This is a genomic window from Mycobacterium sp. DL99, assembly GCF_004762045.1.
Lineage (GTDB): Bacteria > Actinomycetota > Actinomycetes > Mycobacteriales > Mycobacteriaceae > Mycobacterium.
Window position 1 is genome coordinate 1,889,490 of record NZ_SJOM01000007.1, and the last position, 18,176, is coordinate 1,907,665.

The 18,176-nt window shown below is 65.6% G+C and carries 19 protein-coding genes; 15 read left to right on the forward strand and 4 right to left on the reverse strand.

Going from position 1 to position 18,176, the window contains the following annotated elements; genetic code table 11:
* Positions 1 to 216 precede the first annotated feature (216 nt).
* Entirely contained in the window at positions 217 to 606 is a 390-nt protein-coding gene (locus EYZ64_RS09530; protein WP_135453220.1) for a WhiB family transcriptional regulator, read from the forward strand.
* A gap of 47 nt (positions 607 to 653) precedes the next feature.
* Here EYZ64_RS09530 and EYZ64_RS09535 read toward each other — a convergent pair whose 3' ends face one another.
* Positions 654 to 1,076: a metallopeptidase family protein gene (locus EYZ64_RS09535; RefSeq protein ID WP_036388738.1), complete on the reverse strand. Its 423-nt coding sequence runs from the start codon at positions 1,074 to 1,076 to the stop codon at positions 654 to 656.
* Between the two features lie 131 nt (positions 1,077 to 1,207).
* Here EYZ64_RS09535 and EYZ64_RS09540 point away from each other — a divergent pair, with 131 nt between their 5' ends.
* The 4 genes from EYZ64_RS09540 (at position 1,208) to manA (ending at position 5,399) form a co-directional block, all read left to right on the forward strand.
* Complete coding sequence (locus EYZ64_RS09540) at positions 1,208 to 1,627, forward strand: DUF3499 domain-containing protein (RefSeq protein WP_135453221.1); 420 nt, start codon at positions 1,208 to 1,210, stop codon at positions 1,625 to 1,627.
* A gap of 86 nt (positions 1,628 to 1,713) precedes the next feature.
* Positions 1,714 to 3,102, forward strand: a complete 1,389-nt coding sequence (locus tag EYZ64_RS09545) for a phosphomannomutase/phosphoglucomutase (RefSeq protein WP_135453222.1) — start codon at positions 1,714 to 1,716, stop codon at positions 3,100 to 3,102.
* A complete protein-coding gene (locus EYZ64_RS09550; RefSeq protein ID WP_135453223.1) occupies positions 3,099 to 4,169 on the forward strand; it encodes a TobH protein in 1,071 nt (356 codons plus the stop codon). Before EYZ64_RS09545 ends, EYZ64_RS09550 begins: the two co-directional genes overlap by 4 nt.
* Positions 4,170 to 4,172: 3 nt before the next feature.
* On the forward strand, positions 4,173 to 5,399 hold the full coding sequence (manA, locus tag EYZ64_RS09555) for a mannose-6-phosphate isomerase, class I (protein ID WP_135453224.1): 1,227 nt from the start codon (positions 4,173 to 4,175) through the stop codon (positions 5,397 to 5,399).
* A gap of 10 nt (positions 5,400 to 5,409) precedes the next feature.
* On the opposite strand, the gene EYZ64_RS09560 is transcribed toward manA, so the two are convergent.
* Complete coding sequence (locus EYZ64_RS09560; protein ID WP_135453225.1) at positions 5,410 to 6,789, reverse strand: FAD-dependent oxidoreductase; 1,380 nt, start codon at positions 6,787 to 6,789, stop codon at positions 5,410 to 5,412.
* A 259-nt stretch (positions 6,790 to 7,048) separates the two neighbouring features.
* On the opposite strand from EYZ64_RS09560, the gene EYZ64_RS09565 reads away from it, so the two are divergent.
* Positions 7,049 to 8,356 carry an AurF N-oxygenase family protein gene (locus EYZ64_RS09565; RefSeq protein ID WP_135453226.1) on the forward strand — a complete coding sequence of 436 codons (1,308 nt, stop codon included), beginning with the start codon at positions 7,049 to 7,051 and terminating at the stop codon, positions 8,354 to 8,356.
* A 110-nt stretch (positions 8,357 to 8,466) separates the two neighbouring features.
* Here EYZ64_RS09565 and EYZ64_RS09570 read toward each other — a convergent pair whose 3' ends face one another.
* Complete coding sequence (locus EYZ64_RS09570) at positions 8,467 to 9,300, reverse strand: class I SAM-dependent methyltransferase (protein WP_135453227.1); 834 nt, start codon at positions 9,298 to 9,300, stop codon at positions 8,467 to 8,469.
* 155 nt (positions 9,301 to 9,455) lie between these two features.
* Here EYZ64_RS09570 and EYZ64_RS09575 point away from each other — a divergent pair, with 155 nt between their 5' ends.
* The 7 genes from EYZ64_RS09575 to EYZ64_RS09605 all read left to right on the forward strand — a co-directional run bounded on the left by EYZ64_RS09575 (position 9,456) and on the right by EYZ64_RS09605 (position 16,067).
* Positions 9,456 to 10,925, forward strand: a complete 1,470-nt coding sequence (locus tag EYZ64_RS09575) for an amino acid permease (RefSeq protein WP_135453228.1) — start codon at positions 9,456 to 9,458, stop codon at positions 10,923 to 10,925.
* 303 nt (positions 10,926 to 11,228) lie between these two features.
* Positions 11,229 to 12,392, forward strand: coding sequence for an alkane 1-monooxygenase (locus tag EYZ64_RS09580; RefSeq protein WP_286175272.1), 1,164 nt, complete (start codon positions 11,229 to 11,231; stop codon positions 12,390 to 12,392).
* The gene (locus EYZ64_RS09585; RefSeq protein WP_135453230.1) at positions 12,389 to 12,562 is read left to right on the forward strand and encodes a rubredoxin; all 174 of its coding nucleotides are present in this window, start codon (positions 12,389 to 12,391) and stop codon (positions 12,560 to 12,562) included. Before EYZ64_RS09580 ends, EYZ64_RS09585 begins: the two co-directional genes overlap by 4 nt.
* Entirely contained in the window at positions 12,559 to 12,744 is a 186-nt protein-coding gene (locus tag EYZ64_RS09590; RefSeq protein ID WP_135453231.1) for a rubredoxin, read from the forward strand. The genes EYZ64_RS09585 and EYZ64_RS09590 overlap by 4 nt, the downstream gene beginning before the upstream one ends.
* 53 nt (positions 12,745 to 12,797) lie before the next feature.
* Positions 12,798 to 13,421, forward strand: coding sequence for a TetR family transcriptional regulator AlkX (gene alkX, locus EYZ64_RS09595; RefSeq protein ID WP_135453232.1), 624 nt, complete (start codon positions 12,798 to 12,800; stop codon positions 13,419 to 13,421).
* Positions 13,422 to 13,559: 138 nt separating this feature from the next.
* Positions 13,560 to 15,020, forward strand: a complete 1,461-nt coding sequence (gene ahcY, locus EYZ64_RS09600; RefSeq protein ID WP_135453233.1) for an adenosylhomocysteinase — start codon at positions 13,560 to 13,562, stop codon at positions 15,018 to 15,020.
* Positions 15,021 to 15,176: 156 nt separating this feature from the next.
* Entirely contained in the window at positions 15,177 to 16,067 is an 891-nt protein-coding gene (locus EYZ64_RS09605) for an LLM class F420-dependent oxidoreductase (RefSeq protein WP_135453234.1), read from the forward strand.
* Here EYZ64_RS09605 and EYZ64_RS09610 read toward each other — a convergent pair.
* Entirely contained in the window at positions 16,022 to 16,867 is an 846-nt protein-coding gene (locus EYZ64_RS09610; protein WP_135453235.1) for a helix-turn-helix transcriptional regulator, read from the reverse strand. The genes EYZ64_RS09605 and EYZ64_RS09610 overlap by 46 nt on opposite strands.
* A 424-nt stretch (positions 16,868 to 17,291) precedes the next feature.
* Here EYZ64_RS09610 and EYZ64_RS09615 point away from each other — a divergent pair, with 424 nt between their 5' ends.
* Entirely contained in the window at positions 17,292 to 17,747 is a 456-nt protein-coding gene (locus tag EYZ64_RS09615) for a hypothetical protein (protein ID WP_135453236.1), read from the forward strand.
* A gap of 33 nt (positions 17,748 to 17,780) precedes the next feature.
* Positions 17,781 to 18,170: an HAD family hydrolase gene (locus tag EYZ64_RS09620; protein ID WP_135453237.1), complete on the forward strand. Its 390-nt coding sequence runs from the start codon at positions 17,781 to 17,783 to the stop codon at positions 18,168 to 18,170.
* Positions 18,171 to 18,176 lie beyond the last annotated feature (6 nt).

The window sequence follows — 18,176 nt, forward strand, 5'->3', positions numbered from 1 at the left end:
GCCGATTTGACATTACGAGATGGTATGAATTCGCGTCCCGGCGCTTGACCCTGGCAGCTAACACGTGTGTAATCACATATGTGTCATTTCCCGGTCGGTGACCGATTCCGGTGTCGCGGACCGAGATTCGATCAACTGTTCGAATGGGGTGACCGCACATCGCAATAGTGGGGCTCCACTTAGGATCTATGAGACCGAGTGAGGAGGCGGGGGATAATGTCTTATGAGAGCGGCGATTTCGATCATGTGGTCCGGTTCGACAACCGGCTACTCGGCTCGGTAGACAACGCACCGCACATCAACGCCGGGCCGACACCGCTGGGGATGCCCGCACGTCCTCAGCTGAGTTTGGTACCCGAACACATTGATGTTGATCCGGAAAACGAAGACGACCAATGGCAGGAACGTGCGCTGTGCGCACAGACCGACCCGGAGGCGTTCTTCCCGGAGAAGGGCGGGTCTACCCGCGAGGCCAAGCGCATCTGCCAGGGATGCGAAGTGAAGGACGCATGCCTGGAATATGCGCTCGCGCATGACGAGCGTTTCGGAATTTGGGGAGGGCTGTCCGAGCGGGAGCGTCGCCGGCTCAAACGCGGCATCATCTGACGCTCTTCCCGGCAGGGCGCTTCATCGCAGGGGTGCGGCGCTCGATGTCAGTCGTCGTCGATCGTTGGGTCGATGACTGACGGTTCAACTCCCAGATAGGTGGCCACTTGGGCCACCAGGATTTCATGCAGCAGATCGGCAAGCTCATCGGATCCTTTGACCCGGCGCTCGATGGGCTTGCGGAACAAGACAATTCGAGCCCGGGTCGCGTTCCCTCTGACGTCGACCCCAGCAGGTATCAGCCGTGCCAGCGCGATCGGCCCATCGGCGATGACCTCGGGTGGCCATTGCACACTGTCCGGGTCTTTCGGGGACATCCGCGGAATCTCATCGACGGCGACGTCCAGTTCTCGCAGCCGCGACGCCCACCGCCGTTCGATCGGTTCGTAAGCCTCCAGCACCGCCATGTCGAACCGCTCGGCCCGGCTGCGCCAGCCGGGAACCGAGCGCGGAAGTAGCGGCCCGCGCATATCGCGGCCGCGGCGCGATCGCCATGGGTTGCGCTGGGCCACGGCGATGATCGTAACGGTTCGGGATCGGGGCCCCGACGGCTGCGCGTGTCCGGCGGCCCACAGCGATCGTCCAAAGTAATCTCTGGGGCGTGAATGTTCCCCGTCGCTGCTGCCGGCCCGGGTGCCCGCACTATGCCGTGGCGACGCTGACTTTTGTCTACTCCGACTCCACGGCGGTAGTCGGACCACTGGCCACGGTGTCTGAGCCCCATTCCTGGGATTTGTGCGTCGGCCATGCCGGCCGCATCACTGCGCCGCGCGGTTGGGAGCTGGTCCGTCACGCCGGGCCGCTGCCCACCCATCCCGACGAGGACGATCTGGTGGCGCTGGCCGATGCGGTCCGCGAAGGTCAACCCGGTGCGGTTCCCCGGGGCGGGGTGGTGGCCGGATTCTCCGATCCCTCCACCGGTCTGGGCGCCAGCGCGGTGATGGTGCCACCGGCGCGTCCCGCGGAGACCAACGGACGTCGTCGCGGCCACCTGCGGGTGTTGCCGGATCCCACTGACTAGACAGCGGTCGGGCCAAGAGTAGTGAACGTATCGACGCCGCCCGACGGTTAGGCTGGCGCCAACGATTCCGTTTCACAAGGAGCTATATGTCTAGGCCAGCGGCGGCTGTTCACGATGTCATCAAGGCCTATGACGTCCGGGGACTGGTCGGCAGCCAGATCGACGAGGCGTTCGTGTCCGAGGTCGGCGGTGCATTCGCTCGGCTGGTCCGCGCCGAAGGTGCGGGACAGGTGGTGATCGGTTACGACATGCGGGCCAGTTCGCCGACGCTGGCCTCAGCGTTCGCCGACGGTGTCACCGCCCAGGGCCTGGATGTGGTCAGAATCGGCCTCGCCTCCACCGATCAGCTGTATTTCGCGTCGGGCCTGCTGGACTGCCCGGGGGCGATGTTCACCGCCAGCCACAACCCCGCTGCCTACAACGGGATCAAACTGTGCCGCGCCGGGGCCAAACCGGTCGGCAAGGACACCGGCCTCTCGATCATCTCCGACGAGGTGATCGCCGGCGTGCCGGCGCACGACGGCCCGGCAGGCGTCACGTCCGATCGCGATGTCCTGTCCGACTACGGCAGCTTCCTGCGGTCCCTGGTCGATCTCAGCGCGCTGCGGCCGCTGCGCATCGCGGTCGATGCGGGCAACGGCATGGCCGGTCACACCACGCCCGCGGTCCTCGGGCCGATCCCGGGTGTCACCGTGCTCCCGCTGTTCTTCGAACTCGACGGCAGCTTCCCCAATCACGAGGCCAACCCGCTGAATCCGGCCAATCTCGTCGACCTGCAGGCCCACGTCTTGGCCTCCGGCGCCGACATCGGCCTGGCGTTCGACGGGGACGCGGACCGCTGCTTCGTGGTCGACGAACTCGGCCGTCCGGTGTCACCGTCGGCGGTGACCGCACTGGTGGCAGCCCGTGAGCTCAAACGCGAGATCGGCGCCACCGTGATCCACAACCTGATCACCTCGCGCGCCGTTCCTGAATTGGTCATCGAGCGCGGCGGCACGCCCGTACGGTCCCGGGTCGGGCACTCCTACATCAAGGGTCTGATGGCCGAGACGGGCGCCATCTTCGGTGGGGAACACTCGGCCCACTACTACTTCCGGGACTTCTGGGGTGCCGATTCCGGCATGCTCGCGGCCCTGCACGTGCTGGCCGCGCTGGGCGAGCAGGAGCGTCCGCTGTCGGAGTTCATGGCGGACTACCAGCGGTACGAGGCGTCCGGCGAGATCAACTTCACCGTCAGCGATGCCCCGGCATGCGTCGACGCCGTGCTCAAATCCTTTGCCGGCTCGATCCACTCCATCGATCACCTCGACGGTGTCACAGTCGATCTCGGTGACGGCAGCTGGTTCAACCTACGCACGTCGAACACCGAACCGCTGCTCCGGCTGAACGTGGAAGCGCGTGCCGCCGAGGACGTCGCCGCGCTCGTCGACAGAGTTTCGGCACAGATCCGTGAGGTGAGCGAGCCGGTGCCGTGAACGCCGTGGACGCCACGGTCGACTTAGGCGACGGTGACGGACTTCTCGCCGCCGATCGCAACGGTCTGCTGCGGGCCGCGGCAATGGCGGGCGCCCAGGTTCGGGCCACCGCCGCGGCGTCGGCAGAGGGTCTGCTCGACCCGCTGCGTGCCGATCAACCACCGCGCACGGTGATTTGGGTTGCCGGCCGCGGTACGGCCGAGAGTGCCGGCGCCATGCTGGCCGCCGTGCTCGGCGCGTCGATCTCGGCGCCCATCGTGGTGGCCGCCGAGGCCCCGCCGTGGCTCGGCGCACTGGACGTGGTGATCGTCGCCGGTGACGACCCGGGCGATCCGGCCCTGGTGAATGCGGCGGCCACCGGTGTGCGCCGCGGTGCCCGGGTTCTGATCGTGGCGCCCCATGAGGGGCCGCTGCGTGACATCGCGGCCGGGCGCGCGGTAGTGCTCGCGCCCCGGCTGTGGGTGCCCGACGACTTCGGGCTGGCCCGGTACCTGGCCGCAGGTCTGGCCGCGCTACACGTTGTGGATCCGGGTATGCGTGTGGATCTGGCCGCACTGGCCGACGAACTCGACGCCGAGGCGCTGCGCAACAGCGCCGGGCGAGAGCTGTTCACCAATCCGGCGAAGACGCTGGCCGAGCGGATGTCGGACAGCGCGGTCGTGCTGGCCGGCGACAATCCGGCCACCCTGGCGCTGGCCCGGCACGGGGCGGCCGCGATGCTGCGCCTGGCCGGGGAAGTGGTGGCGGCCGCCGGGCTGAGTGATGTGCTTGCGGCGATGGGCAGCGGGGCAGTGGGGGTGCCTGCGGCCCGATCGTTGTTCCATGACGAAGAGATCGACGGACCGCTGCCACGCCGCATGCGTACATTCGCGTTGATCACCGACACCGAACGACAAGCGGTGGGGGCACGGGTCAGCGGCTTCGACGACATCGCCGTGATCGGTGCCGAGGACGTGCCGGAAGCGGCTGGGACGACCCTGCCGGTCGGGCGCCCGGAACAACAACTGGCGATTCTGGCTGTCCGTGTGGAGATGACGGCCGTATATTTGAAACTGGTTCGAGGATAAGAAGTGCATCTGCTACGGGGCGCGGTGCGGACCTATGCCTGGGGTTCGCGCACGGCAATCGCTGATTTCACCGGAAGGCCCAGTCCGACAATCCATCCGGAGGCTGAACTCTGGCTCGGGGCGCATCCGGGCGACCCGGCCTGGCTGCAGACCGAACACGGTGAAGAGTCGTTGCTGCAGGCGATTAATGACGACCCCGAGGGGCAATTGGGCAGTGTGGCGATCGGCCGATTCGGCGACGCACTGCCGTTCCTCGTCAAGGTGCTGGCTGCCGATGAGCCGTTGTCGTTGCAGGCGCACCCCAGCGCCGCTCAGGCCCGGGAGGGCTTCGACCGTGAGGACCGGCTCGACATCCCGGTGTCCTCACCTGTCCGCAACTACCGCGACCGGAGCCACAAGCCCGAGTTGCTGGTTGCCCTAGGACAATTCGATGCGCTTGCCGGATTCCGCCCGGTCGACCGCACGGTCGAGCTGATGCGCGCACTGGCGGTCTCGGACCTCGACCCGTTCATCAACCTGCTGTCCGATCAATCCGGTGCCGACGGGTTGCGGGCCTTGTTCACCACCTGGATCACCGCTCCGCAGCCCGACCTCGACGTGCTGGTGCCGGCGGTTCTCGATGGAGCGGTCCACTACATCCGGTCCGGGGCAAAGAAATTCGCTGCCGAGGTCAAGACCGTGCTGGAGCTCGGTGAGCGTTATCCGGGTGACGCCGGTGTGCTGGCCTCCCTGCTGCTCAACCGCATCAGCCTGCGGCCGGGGGAAGGCATCTACCTTCCGGCCGGAAACTTGCACGCATATCTGCACGGTGTCGGTGTCGAGGTGATGGCCAACTCCGACAACGTGCTGCGTGGTGGGCTGACCCCGAAGCACGTGGATGTCCCCGAACTCCTGAGGGTGCTGGATTTCACTCCGACCCCTGACGAGCGGCTGCGTCCGGAAACCGTCACGGAAGGGCCGGAGACCATCTACCGGACGCCGGCGCAGGAGTTCGCGGTATCGGTGTTGTCGGTCGAAGGTGACCGCCTCGGTGACGAGATCGACGTGCACTCCCACCACGACGGGCCGCAGCTGCTGCTGTGCACGGAGGGCGCCGCGGTGATCTACGCCGACGACGACAAGCTGACCTTGGAGCGGGGCGCGGCAGCGTGGGTGGCGGCCGAGGACGGCCCCATCCGGCTGACTGCCGCCGAGCCGACGAAACTGTTCCGCGTCACCATCGGGATCTAGCCGGAATCCGTCACGCCGAGGGGTTGACGACGTCGACCTCGGACTCACGGTCGCTGCGCTCGGCGAGCCATTGCTTGATGTTGTTGCGCATGGCACGGCCGACCAGGCGGGGCGGCGGCACCAGATAGAGGCTGTCGATCAGGCTGGTCCTGCTCAGAAACCATTCGGCCACAAAGGGATCGGTCTCGGCTGCTGCGACAAATTGATTGAACAGCTCGTACGCCGGGCGGTACCACCAGGGGCGGTCGCCCACCGCCCCGTGCTCGGTATGGTCCGCTGCGGCGTTCATCAGCCACACGGGCCAAATCGTCTTGGCGTTGCTGAACGCCAGTCGCCACATCACGTTGTCCATTCCGCCGGCCAGCGCCCGGCGCAGGTTGTCGGCCTGCAGTGCCGCCATCGTCACGCCCTGCCCGAAGGTGGGGTTGAGGCTGGCGATGGCGTCACCGAACGGCAGGATCCCCGTGGGAAATCTGCCGATCCGTTCGTAGCGCCGCCACTTGCTCGTCGGGTACCGGTGAAGGTTCATTTCGCCGACGGGCGTACCGGCTCGCAACGCGGCACTGATCTCGGCCGGCAGCAGCTCGTCGGCCAGCGCGCAAACCCCCGCGAAGTCACGGGGCGGTTCGGCCTTGGCCACCCCGAATGCCGTCACCATCCAGATGCCGTCCTCGTGGAAAAGCATGCCCATCCCCAACGGGCGGTTTCGGGTGGCGCCGACAATGACCATCTTCTGCGGCATCATCCCCTCGGGGATCTTCACGCGGTGCGAGGCGTAGGTGACGCCCACCTGTACCGAATCCTCGCGTGGGCGCTCGAATCCCCACTGTTGCAGCCACGCCGGAAGCCGGCTGCCGCGGCCTGACGCGTCGATGACCAGATCGGTCGGCGTGACATCACCGTCATCGAGGACGACGCCGGTCACCCGCTCGGTCGCCGGGTCGTACTGCGGATGCGCGACGGCTCGGTGCGCAATCTCAACCCTGGCCAATGCGCTGACCCGCTTGCGGATCTGCCATTCGAGGTGACCACGGCTGGGAACGTAGGCGGTGTATTTGTCGTCCAGTCCGGTTTCCAGGACGTGGCCGGCCGCGTCGAAGTGGATCGACTCGCGGCGGTTGCGTATCACCGGGACGCCGGAGGCCGCCATGTCGTGGAGCAATCCGGGAAACAGCGCTTCCAGTTCCTGACCGCCACGGGCCATCAGCAGATGGACGTGCTGGCCCTGCGGGATGGCGCTGCGATTGACCGGCTGGTCCGGCAGCTCGTCGCGTTCGTAGACGGTGACGTGGTCGAAATGGTCGGCGAGTACCCGGGCCGCGCACAGCCCGGCGATGCTCCCTCCAACGACAACGGCTCGATTCGGCGAAAGTTCGTGAGTCCTGCGCATATGACGGCTACGGTACTGCGACCACGGCGTGAACCGGATCGGAATGAGAGGCGGCGTCAATTTTGTCTGCCTTTCGGTCGTCGCCGCGAGCGCATCTGTCGGCTGCGGGGGCGGATGAAGCCCACGTCATCGTCAGTGCTGGTACCGGCCGCCTAACGGGCTTGCAACAACTCGTGGCACAATCCCGTGGCTGAAGACGTGATACGGCTCTCAGATTGATACCCTCTGCAAGAAACTTCACACATCAACGGATGGGGCGATGACAACGGTCAGCGACGCGGACGGCACAGCAACTGGGGACCTCTATTTCGACAGGGTGGAGGCCCTCTCTCGTGCGACTGTCCGTCGACGCTTCGATCCCCATGTCGACATCGACTGGGACGCCCCCGAGAATGCGTTGCAGGACGACGATCCGCGGTGGCAGTTGGACCCGGAGAGCGCTCCGCTCGCGGCGACGGACTGGTATGCCGAACAGCCGTTGCAGCGCCGCATCGACATGGGCCGTTGGGTCACCGCGAACACGCTCAAGGTGACGCTGCAATTCGAGATGATGCTGATTCGCGGTGTGGTGCACTACGCCGGTAAATTGCCGAATCGGTCGCCGGTGTTCCAATATCTGCTGCATGAGCTGATCGACGAATGTAATCACATCCAGATGTTCCAGGAATTCGTCAACCGCACCGGCGAGGATGTGCCCGGAATGCGGCGCGGCTCGCGGGTGATCGGGCCGATCCTCGGCTTTATCGGCGGCTATGCCAACATCATCCATTTCATCGGAGTGCTGTGCGGTGAACAGCCGCTGCACTTCCAGCAGACTCTGCAGCATCGTGGCGCGGCTCATGTGCCGCCGTTGCTGAACAAGATCACCTACATTCACCTGGCGGAGGAAGCGCGGCACATTTCGTTTGCCGACGACCTTCTGGCTCAGCGAATGCAAAAGGTCACCCGCCTGAAGAAGGCGTGGTACGCCATTCTGTTCCCGTTCTTTCTCCGGTGGTTGATCGGGGAGATGATCGGGCCGCCGCGCACCTTTGCCCGGGAGTTCGGGGTTCCGCGACGGGTCTTCAAGTCTGCGTTCTGGCGGAGTGCCCGGTCGCGCCAGATGATGGCGGAATCGGCCGCCGACGTTCGGCGGGTGGCCGAGGACCTTGGTCTGCGGACGGCATGGTCGCGGTGGATCTGGCGAATGTTGGGTATCGAGGGACGGCTACCGCGGTACCGCGGTGAGCCTGACCGGAGCCCTGCGGTCGCGCGGGTCGCCGAGCTCCGCACCGCCCTGACGGCACGCCTCACGGCGGTGGCGGTCATGGCGAGCGTTGCCCTGCTGGCGACACCGGACGGTGTGCGGATCATCGCGTGCGCCGCCGCTGGGGCCGGCGTGTGGGCGGCCTATCACACCCTCCGGGAACGCCGCGGCGGTGTGGTGGGGAACCAACCGTTCGAATGGCCGCGGCTTTTCGTGTGGGTTGTGGTGTGCGTGGCCATGATTCCCGCGGGTGGGCTGATCGGGCTTGCACTGGTGGTGTTCATGATCCTGGCGCTCGCCGAGTTCATGCCCACCCTCTGAACCGGACCCGAATCATTCGCGGCACGCCTACCGCCTGACTGCACGAACGACGAAGCGGCGCCCCGAGGGGGCGCCGCTGGTCAAGGTGCTTCAGGTCGAACGGGCTGCTGTCAGACGGGCTTGTGGTACGTGTAAACCCGGTACTGGATGAGGCCGAGCTTGGACAGCCACTTCATCCAGCGGGTGCCGACGATCATCGTCTTCTGGGCATCCGCTGAGCCCTGCTCGCGGAAGAACTTGAGCAGGAAGGGATACGTCGGCAATGTGTTCTTCCGGATGTTGCGCTTTGCCGTGAGTTCGAGGCCCGCACGCTTGCCCATGGACTTGTAGCCCCGCAGGGGCACATTGCCGAGCGTTCCGTAGGACTTCGCGATCCGGGGGCGGATCGCCATCCAGATCGGTGTCTTACCGAAGAACATCAGGGTAGGCACGAAGTCGGACACCGCCAGGTAACCGCCCGGCTTCAGCACCCGCGCCGCTTCCGCGAGGAACTTCTCACGGGACGGGAAATGGAAGATGCACTCGACGGCCAGGACTCGGTCGAACGAGTTGTCCTCGAACGGCAGCTGACAGGCGTCGGCCTCGATCCAGCCGATCTTGTTGCCGTTGACCGGCTTGGTTTGGGCACCGGCGGCCGCGAGCTGGCGCGGATCGATGTTCAGGCCCGTGAGGTCCATGTTGGAGTAGGTGCCGTTGATCTGCTGGATGGTTCCGCCGAATCCGCAGCCGGCATCCAGCAGCTTCTGTCCGTCGGCAACCTTTCCCGCCGCGAACAGCACATGGTCCATCTGCTCCATGGCGGCCTTGTAGTCGGCCCGGGTGCCCGTGGCGGTCTTGGGATTCTCCCAGTAGCCCCAGTGCACCTGGTTATCCCACAGCTGGCCGGTTTCGCCGCCGTCCTGCCTCTCATCGATCAGCAGGTCAAAGTAGGGGAGCTCAGCCATGCGCGGGACCGTATCACGATCGGAGCCGAGTGTGACGTAGACCCCACTGGGCGGCGAGGGCACGGTTCGGCGAAGTTTGAGAGTCCTACCTGTTTCGCCGCCACCGTGGTGGGAACATTGCGTGACCCAGGTCAGGATGAGAGGCCACACCACATATGTCTGCCCTTCGGCGAACCAAATCTGTCGAGCAGTCGATAGCCGACACCGACGAGCCGTCGACGCGGCTCCGCAAGGACCTCACGTGGTGGGACCTGACGGTGTTCGGGGTGTCGGTCGTGATCGGCGCGGGCATCTTCACCATCACCGCGTCCACAGCGGGCAATCTGACCGGACCCGCGATCTCGATCGCCTTCGTGATCGCCGCCGTGGCATGCGGTCTGGCCGCCTTGTGTTACGCCGAGTTCGCTTCGACCGTGCCCGTCGCCGGCAGCGCGTACACCTTTTCCTATGCCACGTTCGGTGAATTCGCGGCGTGGATCATCGGGTGGGATCTGATCTTGGAGTTCGCCGTCGCCGCCGCGGTGGTGGCCAAGGGATGGTCGAGCTACCTGGGCACGGTGTTCGGGTTCGGCGGCGGAATAGCGGATTTCGGTGGCCTGGCGGTCGACTGGGGCGCGTTGGTGATCATCGCGCTGGTGACGGTCCTGCTGGTGGTCGGCACCAAGTTGTCCGCGCACTTCAGTCTGGTGATCACCATCATCAAGGTGTCGGTCGTGCTGTTGGTGGTGATCGTCGGCGCGTTCTATATCAAGGCCGCGAACTACACCCCGTTCATCCCGCCGAACGAGGCCGGCAAGGGGGCCAGCGGGGCTGACCAGTCGTTGTTCTCGTTGTTGACCGGGGCTGCCGGCAGCCACTACGGCTGGTACGGCGTGCTGGCCGGCGCCTCGATCGTGTTCTTCGCGTTCATCGGGTTCGACGTCGTCGCGACCACCGCCGAGGAGACCCGCGATCCGCAGCGCGACGTGCCCCGCGGCATCCTGGCCTCACTCGGCATCGTCACGGTCCTCTATGTCGCGGTGTCGGTGGTGCTCTCGGGCATGGTGTCCTACACCGTGCTGCGGGATGCGCCTGACGGCCACGCGAACCTGGCCACGGCATTCGAAGCCAACGGTGTGCACTGGGCGGCGAAGGTCATCTCGATCGGAGCGCTAGCGGGCCTCACGACTGTGGTGATCGTGCTGATGCTCGGACAGACCCGGGTGCTGTTCGCGATGTCGCGCGACGGTCTGTTGCCGCGCAAACTGGCCGTGACCGGCAGCCATGGGACGCCGGTCCGAATCACCGTGATCGTCGGTGTGCTCGTGGCGATCGCCGCCTCGGTGTTCCCGATGGGACGGCTCGAGGAGATGGTCAACATCGGCACGCTGTTCGCCTTCGTGCTGGTCTCAGCCGGTGTCATCGTGCTGCGGCGGACTCGCCCCGACCTGCCGCGCGGATTCCGCGTGCCGTGGGTGCCGGTGTTGCCGATCGCCGCGATCCTGGCGTGCCTGTGGTTGATGCTCAACCTCACCGGATTGACCTGGATCCGGTTTCTGCTCTGGATGGTGATCGGCGTGGTGGTGTACTTCGCGTACGGCCGGCGGCATTCGGTCCTGGCCAGCCGGGACGTCGCCACAGTTTGAGCGGCACGGCCTAGGAGCCACCGAAACTGAAGCCAGGGACAAATCCAGCGCCGATCTTGTCCCTGGCTTCAGTTTCGAGCTGCAGCCAGAAACCCCACCTGCCCGGTTTGTGACGCCGCACACCCGCAGCGCTTTACAAAAGATAGTTGAATGTCTAGACAGACGACAGCGCGCGTCATATAGTCAAGTCATTGCAGTGATAGCTCTCACAACAGGAGGCTCATCGTGGTGGCGGAACTCTCGAACGGACCGGACGTCGCAGACGTCGGGCAGTGGCGGGACAAGAAGCGGCATCTGTGGCTCATGGGTTTGATCGCCCCGACGGCGATCTTCGTGATGCTGCCGGTGGTTTGGGCGCTCAATCGGGCCGGCTGGCATGTCGCGGCGCAGGTGCCGCTCTGGATCGGCCCGATCCTGCTCTACGTCCTGCTGCCGCTGCTGGATCTGCGGTTCGGACCCGACGGGCAGAACCCGCCCGATGAGGTCATGGAGCAGCTGGAGAACGACAAGTACTACCGGTACTGCACCTACCTCTACATCCCGTTCCAGTACGCGAGCGTCGTGATGGGCGCGTACCTGTTCACCGCGTCCGACCTGCACTGGCTCGGGTTCGACGGTGGGCTGGGCTGGCCGGCCAAGATCGGCATCGCACTGTCGGTGGGTGTGCTCGGCGGGGTGGGTATCAATACCGCGCACGAGATGGGGCACAAGCGCGACTCGCTGGAGCGCTGGCTGTCCAAGATCACGCTGGCCCAGACCTGGTACGGCCACTTCTACATCGAGCACAACCGTGGGCACCACGTGCGGGTGGCGACTCCCGAGGATCCCGCTTCGGCGCGTTTCGGCGAGACCTTCTGGGAGTTCTTGCCGCGCAGCGTGTTCGGCAGCCTGCGCTCGTCGTGGGAGTTGGAGGCCCAGCGGCTGCGCCGGCAGGACAAATCACCATGGCACTGGTCCAATGACGTCCTCAACGCGTGGGCGATGTCGGTCGTGTTCTGGGGCGTACTGATCGCGATCTTCGGCGTCGGCCTGGTCCCGTTCATGGTGATTCAGGCGATCTACGGCTTCAGCCTGCTGGAGTCGGTGAACTACCTGGAGCACTACGGACTGCTGCGACAGAAGATGTCCAGCGGCCGCTACGAGCGCTGCGCACCCGTGCACAGCTGGAACTCCGACCACATCGTGACCAACCTGTTCCTGTATCACCTGCAGCGCCACAGCGATCACCACGCCAACCCGACACGCCGGTACCAGACCCTGCGGAGCATCGACGGCGCACCCAATCTGCCCAGCGGGTACGCCTCGCTGATCGGGCTCACCTATCTACCGCCGTTGTGGCGCAAGCTGATGGACCACCGGGTACTGGAGCATTACGACGGCGACATCACCAAGGTCAACATCCAGCCGCGGCTGCGGGAGAAGGTCTTGGCCCGGTACGGGGCCTCCGGCACTGGTGCCGCGGCATGAGCGCCTACCGGTGCCCCGGGTGTGGCTACATCTACGACGAAGCCAAAGGTGCTCCGCGCGAAGGCTTTCCGGCCGGAACTCCGTGGGACGAGGTGCCCGACGAATGGTGCTGCCCCGACTGTGCCGTCCGGGAGAAGATCGATTTCGAGGCGATAGGAGTAGTGACGTGAGCGAGCCATACAAGCTGTTCCTCTGCGTGCAGTGCGGTTTCGAGTACGACGAGGCCAAGGGCTGGCCCGAGGACGGCATCGCCCCGGGCACGCGGTGGGACGACATCCCCGAGGACTGGAGCTGCCCGGACTGCGGCGCGGCGAAAGCCGATTTCGACATGGTCGAGGTCGTACGGCCTTGACGGCTTCGTGCGACGCGCTCGATAGCGGCCCGGAAAGCGATATTGTCGCCCGTGTGAGTCGGCCGCGAGAAAAGCAGCGCATTCCGTACGCGGAGGCATCGCGAGTGCTGTTGCGGGATTCGATCCTCGATGGCATGCGCGAGCTGCTGCTGACCCGTGACTGGTCGGCCATCACGCTGTCGCACGTGGCGCAGGTCGCCGGTATCAGCCGTCAGACGATCTACAACGAGTTCGGTTCACGCCAGGGCTTGGCCGAGGGATACGCCATGCGCCTGGCGGACCGCCTCGTCGACGCGGTCGACGGGGCCATCACCAACAACGTCGGCGAAGTGCACGCGGCGTTTCTGGAGGGCTTCCGCGCGTTCTTCCTCGAGTCCGCCGCCGATCCGCTGGTGATCTCGTTGCTCACCGGTGCGTCCAAGCCCGACCTACTGCAGATCATCACCACCGGCAGCGGGCCGATCATCTCCCGCTGCTCGCAACGGCTGACCGGAACCTTCCAGAACAGCTGGATGAAAGCCAGCGACGAGGACGCCGGGGTGCTGGCCCGGGCGATCGTGCGGCTGGCGATGAGTTACGTGTCGATGCCGCCCGAAGCGGACCACGATGTGGCCGGTGACCTGGCCCGACTCATGACGCCCTTCGCCGAGCGCTACGGTGTCATAGATACCCCCTAGCTGTCAGAGCGCCGCCGCTGTCAAAAACACATTGAGCGCCTGTCCCGCGAGCCCGCAGGCTAGAGGTATCTGCACGTGGCGTCGCTTTTCGGCGTGCCCGTGCGCTGGCAAGCAATCACGAATGGAAGAGGGCTCTACATGACTGAGTTGAAGGCTGACAGCCGGGGCGGCATCGACTTCAAGGTCGCCGACCTGTCGCTGGCCGATTTCGGCCGCAAGGAGATCCGCCTGGCCGAACACGAGATGCCAGGCCTGATGGCACTGCGTCGTGAGTACCACGACGTGCAGCCGCTCAAGGGCGCACGCATCTCCGGCTCGCTGCACATGACCGTGCAGACCGCGGTGCTGATCGAGACGCTGGTGGCTCTCGGCGCCGAGGTTCGCTGGGCCTCCTGCAACATCTTCTCCACCCAGGATCACGCGGCCGCCGCAGTGGTGGTCGGGCCGCACGGCACCCCCGAAGATCCCAAGGGCACCCCGGTCTTCGCGTGGAAGGGCGAGACGCTGGAGGAGTACTGGTGGGCCGCCGAGCAGATGCTCACCTGGGAGGGTGAGCCGGCGAACATGATCCTCGACGACGGTGGCGACGCCACCATGCTCGTGCTGCGCGGCGCGGAGTACGAGAAGGCCGGCGTGGTCCCGCCTGCCGAGGAAGAGGACTCGGCCGAGTGGAAGGTCTTCCTGTCCCTGGTGCGCAAGCGCTTTGAGACGGAGAAGGACAAGTGGACCAAGATCGCGGCGTCGGTCAAGGGTGTCACCGAGGAGACCACGACCGGCGTGCTGCGGCTGTACCAGTTCGCCGCCGCGGGTGAGCTGGCGTTCCCGGCCATCAACGTCAACGACTCGGTCACCAAGAGCAAGTTCGACAACAAGTACGGCACCCGCCACTCGCTGGTCGACGGCATCAACCGCGGCACCGACGCGCTGATCGGCGGCAAGAAGGTGCTGATCTGCGGCTACGGCGACGTGGGCAAGGGCTGTGCCGAATCGCTGGCCGGTCAGGGTGCGCGCGTGCAGGTCACCGAGATCGACCCCATCAACGCCCTGCAGGCGCTGATGGACGGTTACGACGTGGTGACCGTCGAGGAGGCGATCGGCAACGCCGACATCGTGGTGACCGCGACCGGCAACTTCGACATCATCCTGCTCGACCATATGAAGGCGATGAAGGACCACGCGATCCTGGGCAACATCGGCCACTTCGACAACGAGATCGACATGGCGGCCCTGGAGAAGTCGGGTGCGGTGCGGCTGAACATCAAGCCGCAGGTCGACCAGTGGACCTTCGGCGACTCGGGCAAGTCGATCATCGTGCTGAGCGAGGGCCGGCTGCTCAACCTCGGAAACGCCACGGGCCACCCGTCGTTCGTGATGAGCAACAGCTTCTCGAACCAGGTGATCGCCCAGATCGAGCTGTGGACCAAGAACGACGAGTACGACAACGAGGTCTACCGCCTGGCCAAGCACCTCGATGAGAAGGTGGCGCGCATCCACGTCGAGGCGCTGGGTGGCTCGCTGACCAAGCTCACCAAGGAGCAGGCTGAGTACATCGGCGTCGACGTCGAGGGTCCGTACAAGCCGGAGCACTACCGGTACTGATTTCCCTTTCTGCGCGAGCAGATGCGAAAGTCCCCGTCATCCAAGGATTTCGGGGACTTTTGCATTGGGGCACCTCCCTGACGCCCAGGGTGGTGGTGGCGGTCCCAGGTTGACTGAGCCCTTTTCGGCTCGGCGATCGCGCGGCACGGTGGAGGCATGAAGTTCGGTGTCAGCACATTCCTCACTGACCGGGGCCTGGCGCCCACGAAACTGGCGATAGCCCTTGAGGACCGGGGATTCGACTCACTTTTCGTTGCCGAGCACACTCATCTGCCGGTGGCCGGGCCGGTACCGCCCGAAGGTGACCTGCCCCCGCACGATTACTACCGGTCGTTGGACCCCTTCGTGGCACTGGCGGCGGCGGCCGTCGTCACCGAACGACTGCTCCTCGGTACCGGGATCGCATTGGTGGTGCAACGTGATCCGATCACGCTCGCCAAGGAAGCGGCGAGTGTGGACCAGCTCTCCGGCGGTCGGTTCCAGCTCGGCGTCGGCGCCGGTTGGTTGCGTGAGGAGATGCGCAATCACGGCACCGAACCGAGGACCCGACTGGCCTTGATGCGCGAGCGGGTGCTGGCGATGAAGGAGATCTGGACCGCCGAGAAGGCCGAGTTTCACGGCGAGTTCGTCGATTTCCACCCGATCTACTCATGGCCCAAGCCCATCCAGCGGCCTCATGTACCGGTGCTCGTCGGCGGCAACGGTCCCACCGTATTGCAACGGGTACTCGAATACGGGGACGAGTGGGCGCCGAATCTGGTTGGCACACCTGAGGGGTTGGTGACCCGGGTGCAGGAACTTCGGCGGCGGGGTGACGAGCGGGGACGCGACCGGATTCCGGTGACGCTGATCGGTGCCGACCAACGTGGCTACCTGGGGCCCGACCGGCAGAGCACGATCACGCCGTTGACCCGACGCGAGCTCGAGGTGTTGGCCGAGGGCGGCGTCGACCATTGCGTCTTCTTTCGCGACGCCGCCGCCGCGGAGACCGAGGCGTTGCGCTACCTCGACGAACTTGCCGAATTGACCAGGCCGTTCCGCGATTGAGCCCGCACCAGGGTGTCGAGCCGTTCGTCGGTACCGGTCCCGGGTCGCGGGTTGTACAGCACCAGGTGCCAGCCCGGAAGATCGGTGACGGCCAGGGTTGTCTTGTCGAACACCAGCTCGCCAGCCCGAGGATGCAGCACGGCCTTGACCGCCTGTGAATGGCGACCCACGTCGTGCCGTCCCCACAGCTCGACGAACTCGGGGCTGACCGCGCCGAGATCATCGACGATCTCGGCGAACCGGACATCGTCCGGATACCGTGCCGCGTCGGCGCGGAACGCGGACACCACACCCGGCGCGGCCGCTGCCCAGTGGACGTACATGTCGCGGTACCGGCTGTTGGTGAAGAACGTGACGAGGCAGTTGCGATCGGTGTCGCCGTAGCCGAACACCCGCCGAGTCGCTTCGTTGACCGCGAGCAGATTCCAGTACCGGTCCTGCAGGATCGCCGGTCGCGGCGACCACGCCTCGAGCAGGTGGAGAAGCTCGGGCGTGACTTCGGTCGCGTGCTCCCCGGCCGGAGGGGGATTCATCCCCGACAGCGAATACAGGTGCGAGCGTTCGGGTTGCGAGAGCTGCAGGGCCGCGCTGATCGCGTCCAGCACGCTCGATGACACGTTGATGTCGCGGCCCTGCTCCAGCCACGTGTACCAGGAGGTTCCGACACCGGCCAGCAGGGCGACCTCCTCGCGGCGCAGTCCCGGGGTCCGTCGCCTGCCGCCGACCACCAACCCGACGTCGGCCGGCTTGAGCCGGGCACGGCGAGTCCGCAGGAAATCGGTGAGCTGCTCGCGCTTCATAAGGCGATGGTAGAAGTGCCGCCAGGGCCGGCGCACACGTCGGATTGGTGGTGTCACCCCCTGGATTGGCGTGACTCCGGCTTGGTTACTTCTTGTTGTCGTGCTTGCTCTTGCTGTCGGCGTCCTTCCTGGCCGGGCTGTCCGAGCCCGCCCGTGCCGAACCGGACGTGCTGGAGCCGTACGCACCGGCGCTGGAACTGCTTGAGCTGGAAGTGGATTCGGTCGACTGGCGGGTGCTGGGTCCATTGAATCCGTTGCGGACGTTCTTGACCGCGTCCTTGATATCCTTGACCAGCTTGGGCTGCGTGTTGAGCGACGTGCCGGTCCGGACCGTAGGACCTTCGCACCGGTCTGAGACTTCGGCTTCGTCGCATCGGCATCGCCGACTGATTCCGTTTGTGCCCCGGCCTTTTCGTCGGTTCCGGTGACCTCGCCTGCGGGGCTGGTCTGGTCGGCCGGACTCGGCAGTGGCACCGCCACCGTCTTGTTCGAGGTGGTGTGGATCAGTTCGGTGGCCGCGGCGCCCGCGTCGGAAGCTGCGTTGTCGACGGTCGTGGCTGTGGCTGCCCTGTCGGCAACGGTCTCAGTTTCCGGGGCGATGCCTTGCAGCTTCTTCACGATGTCGTTGACGGCGGCGGTCTTCAAGGCCTTGCAGGGCCCCGATCGGGCCTACCGCCTCGCCGTTGACCGAGATGCCGATGGCGCCGAGTTTGACGTCCAGACCGAGGCTGTTGAAGATCGATTCGCCGACCGAGGGGATCGTGACCTTGTTGCCGTCTTCATCGGTGTACTCGTACGTGCTCCGGTCGGTGGAGCCGGGGGTGAGCAGATCGCCGGGCGATCTCGGGCACCGAGCGACGGCACCGGACAAGAATGCTAAGCATGGCTATCTTTATGGAAGGAGCTCAGGGCAATGAAGGAAGTGACCATCGCCTTCGACATCGACGGGACGTTGCGTGACAACACCATCACCGATGCCTACGTTGCCAATGAGCGCATCCGCACACTGCTGATCACCCTGGCGAGCATGAAGAACACGCGAATCATGCTCTGGTCCGGCGGTGGTGAGGGATATGCGCGTCGGGCCGCCGACGCGATGGGCATCGTGAAGTACGTCGACGTCTACGCCGACAAGGGCTACGGCGGCTACGACGCCGAGGGGCGTCCCATCTTCCACACCGACCTGAAACCGGACATCGCCTTCGACGACATCGAGGAGTGCTCGCTCGGCGGCCTGAACCTCATCGTGCAGGAACGAGGGTTTACACCGGGTTACGTTCCGCCGCAGCAGCGGCCGAATTAGTCGGCC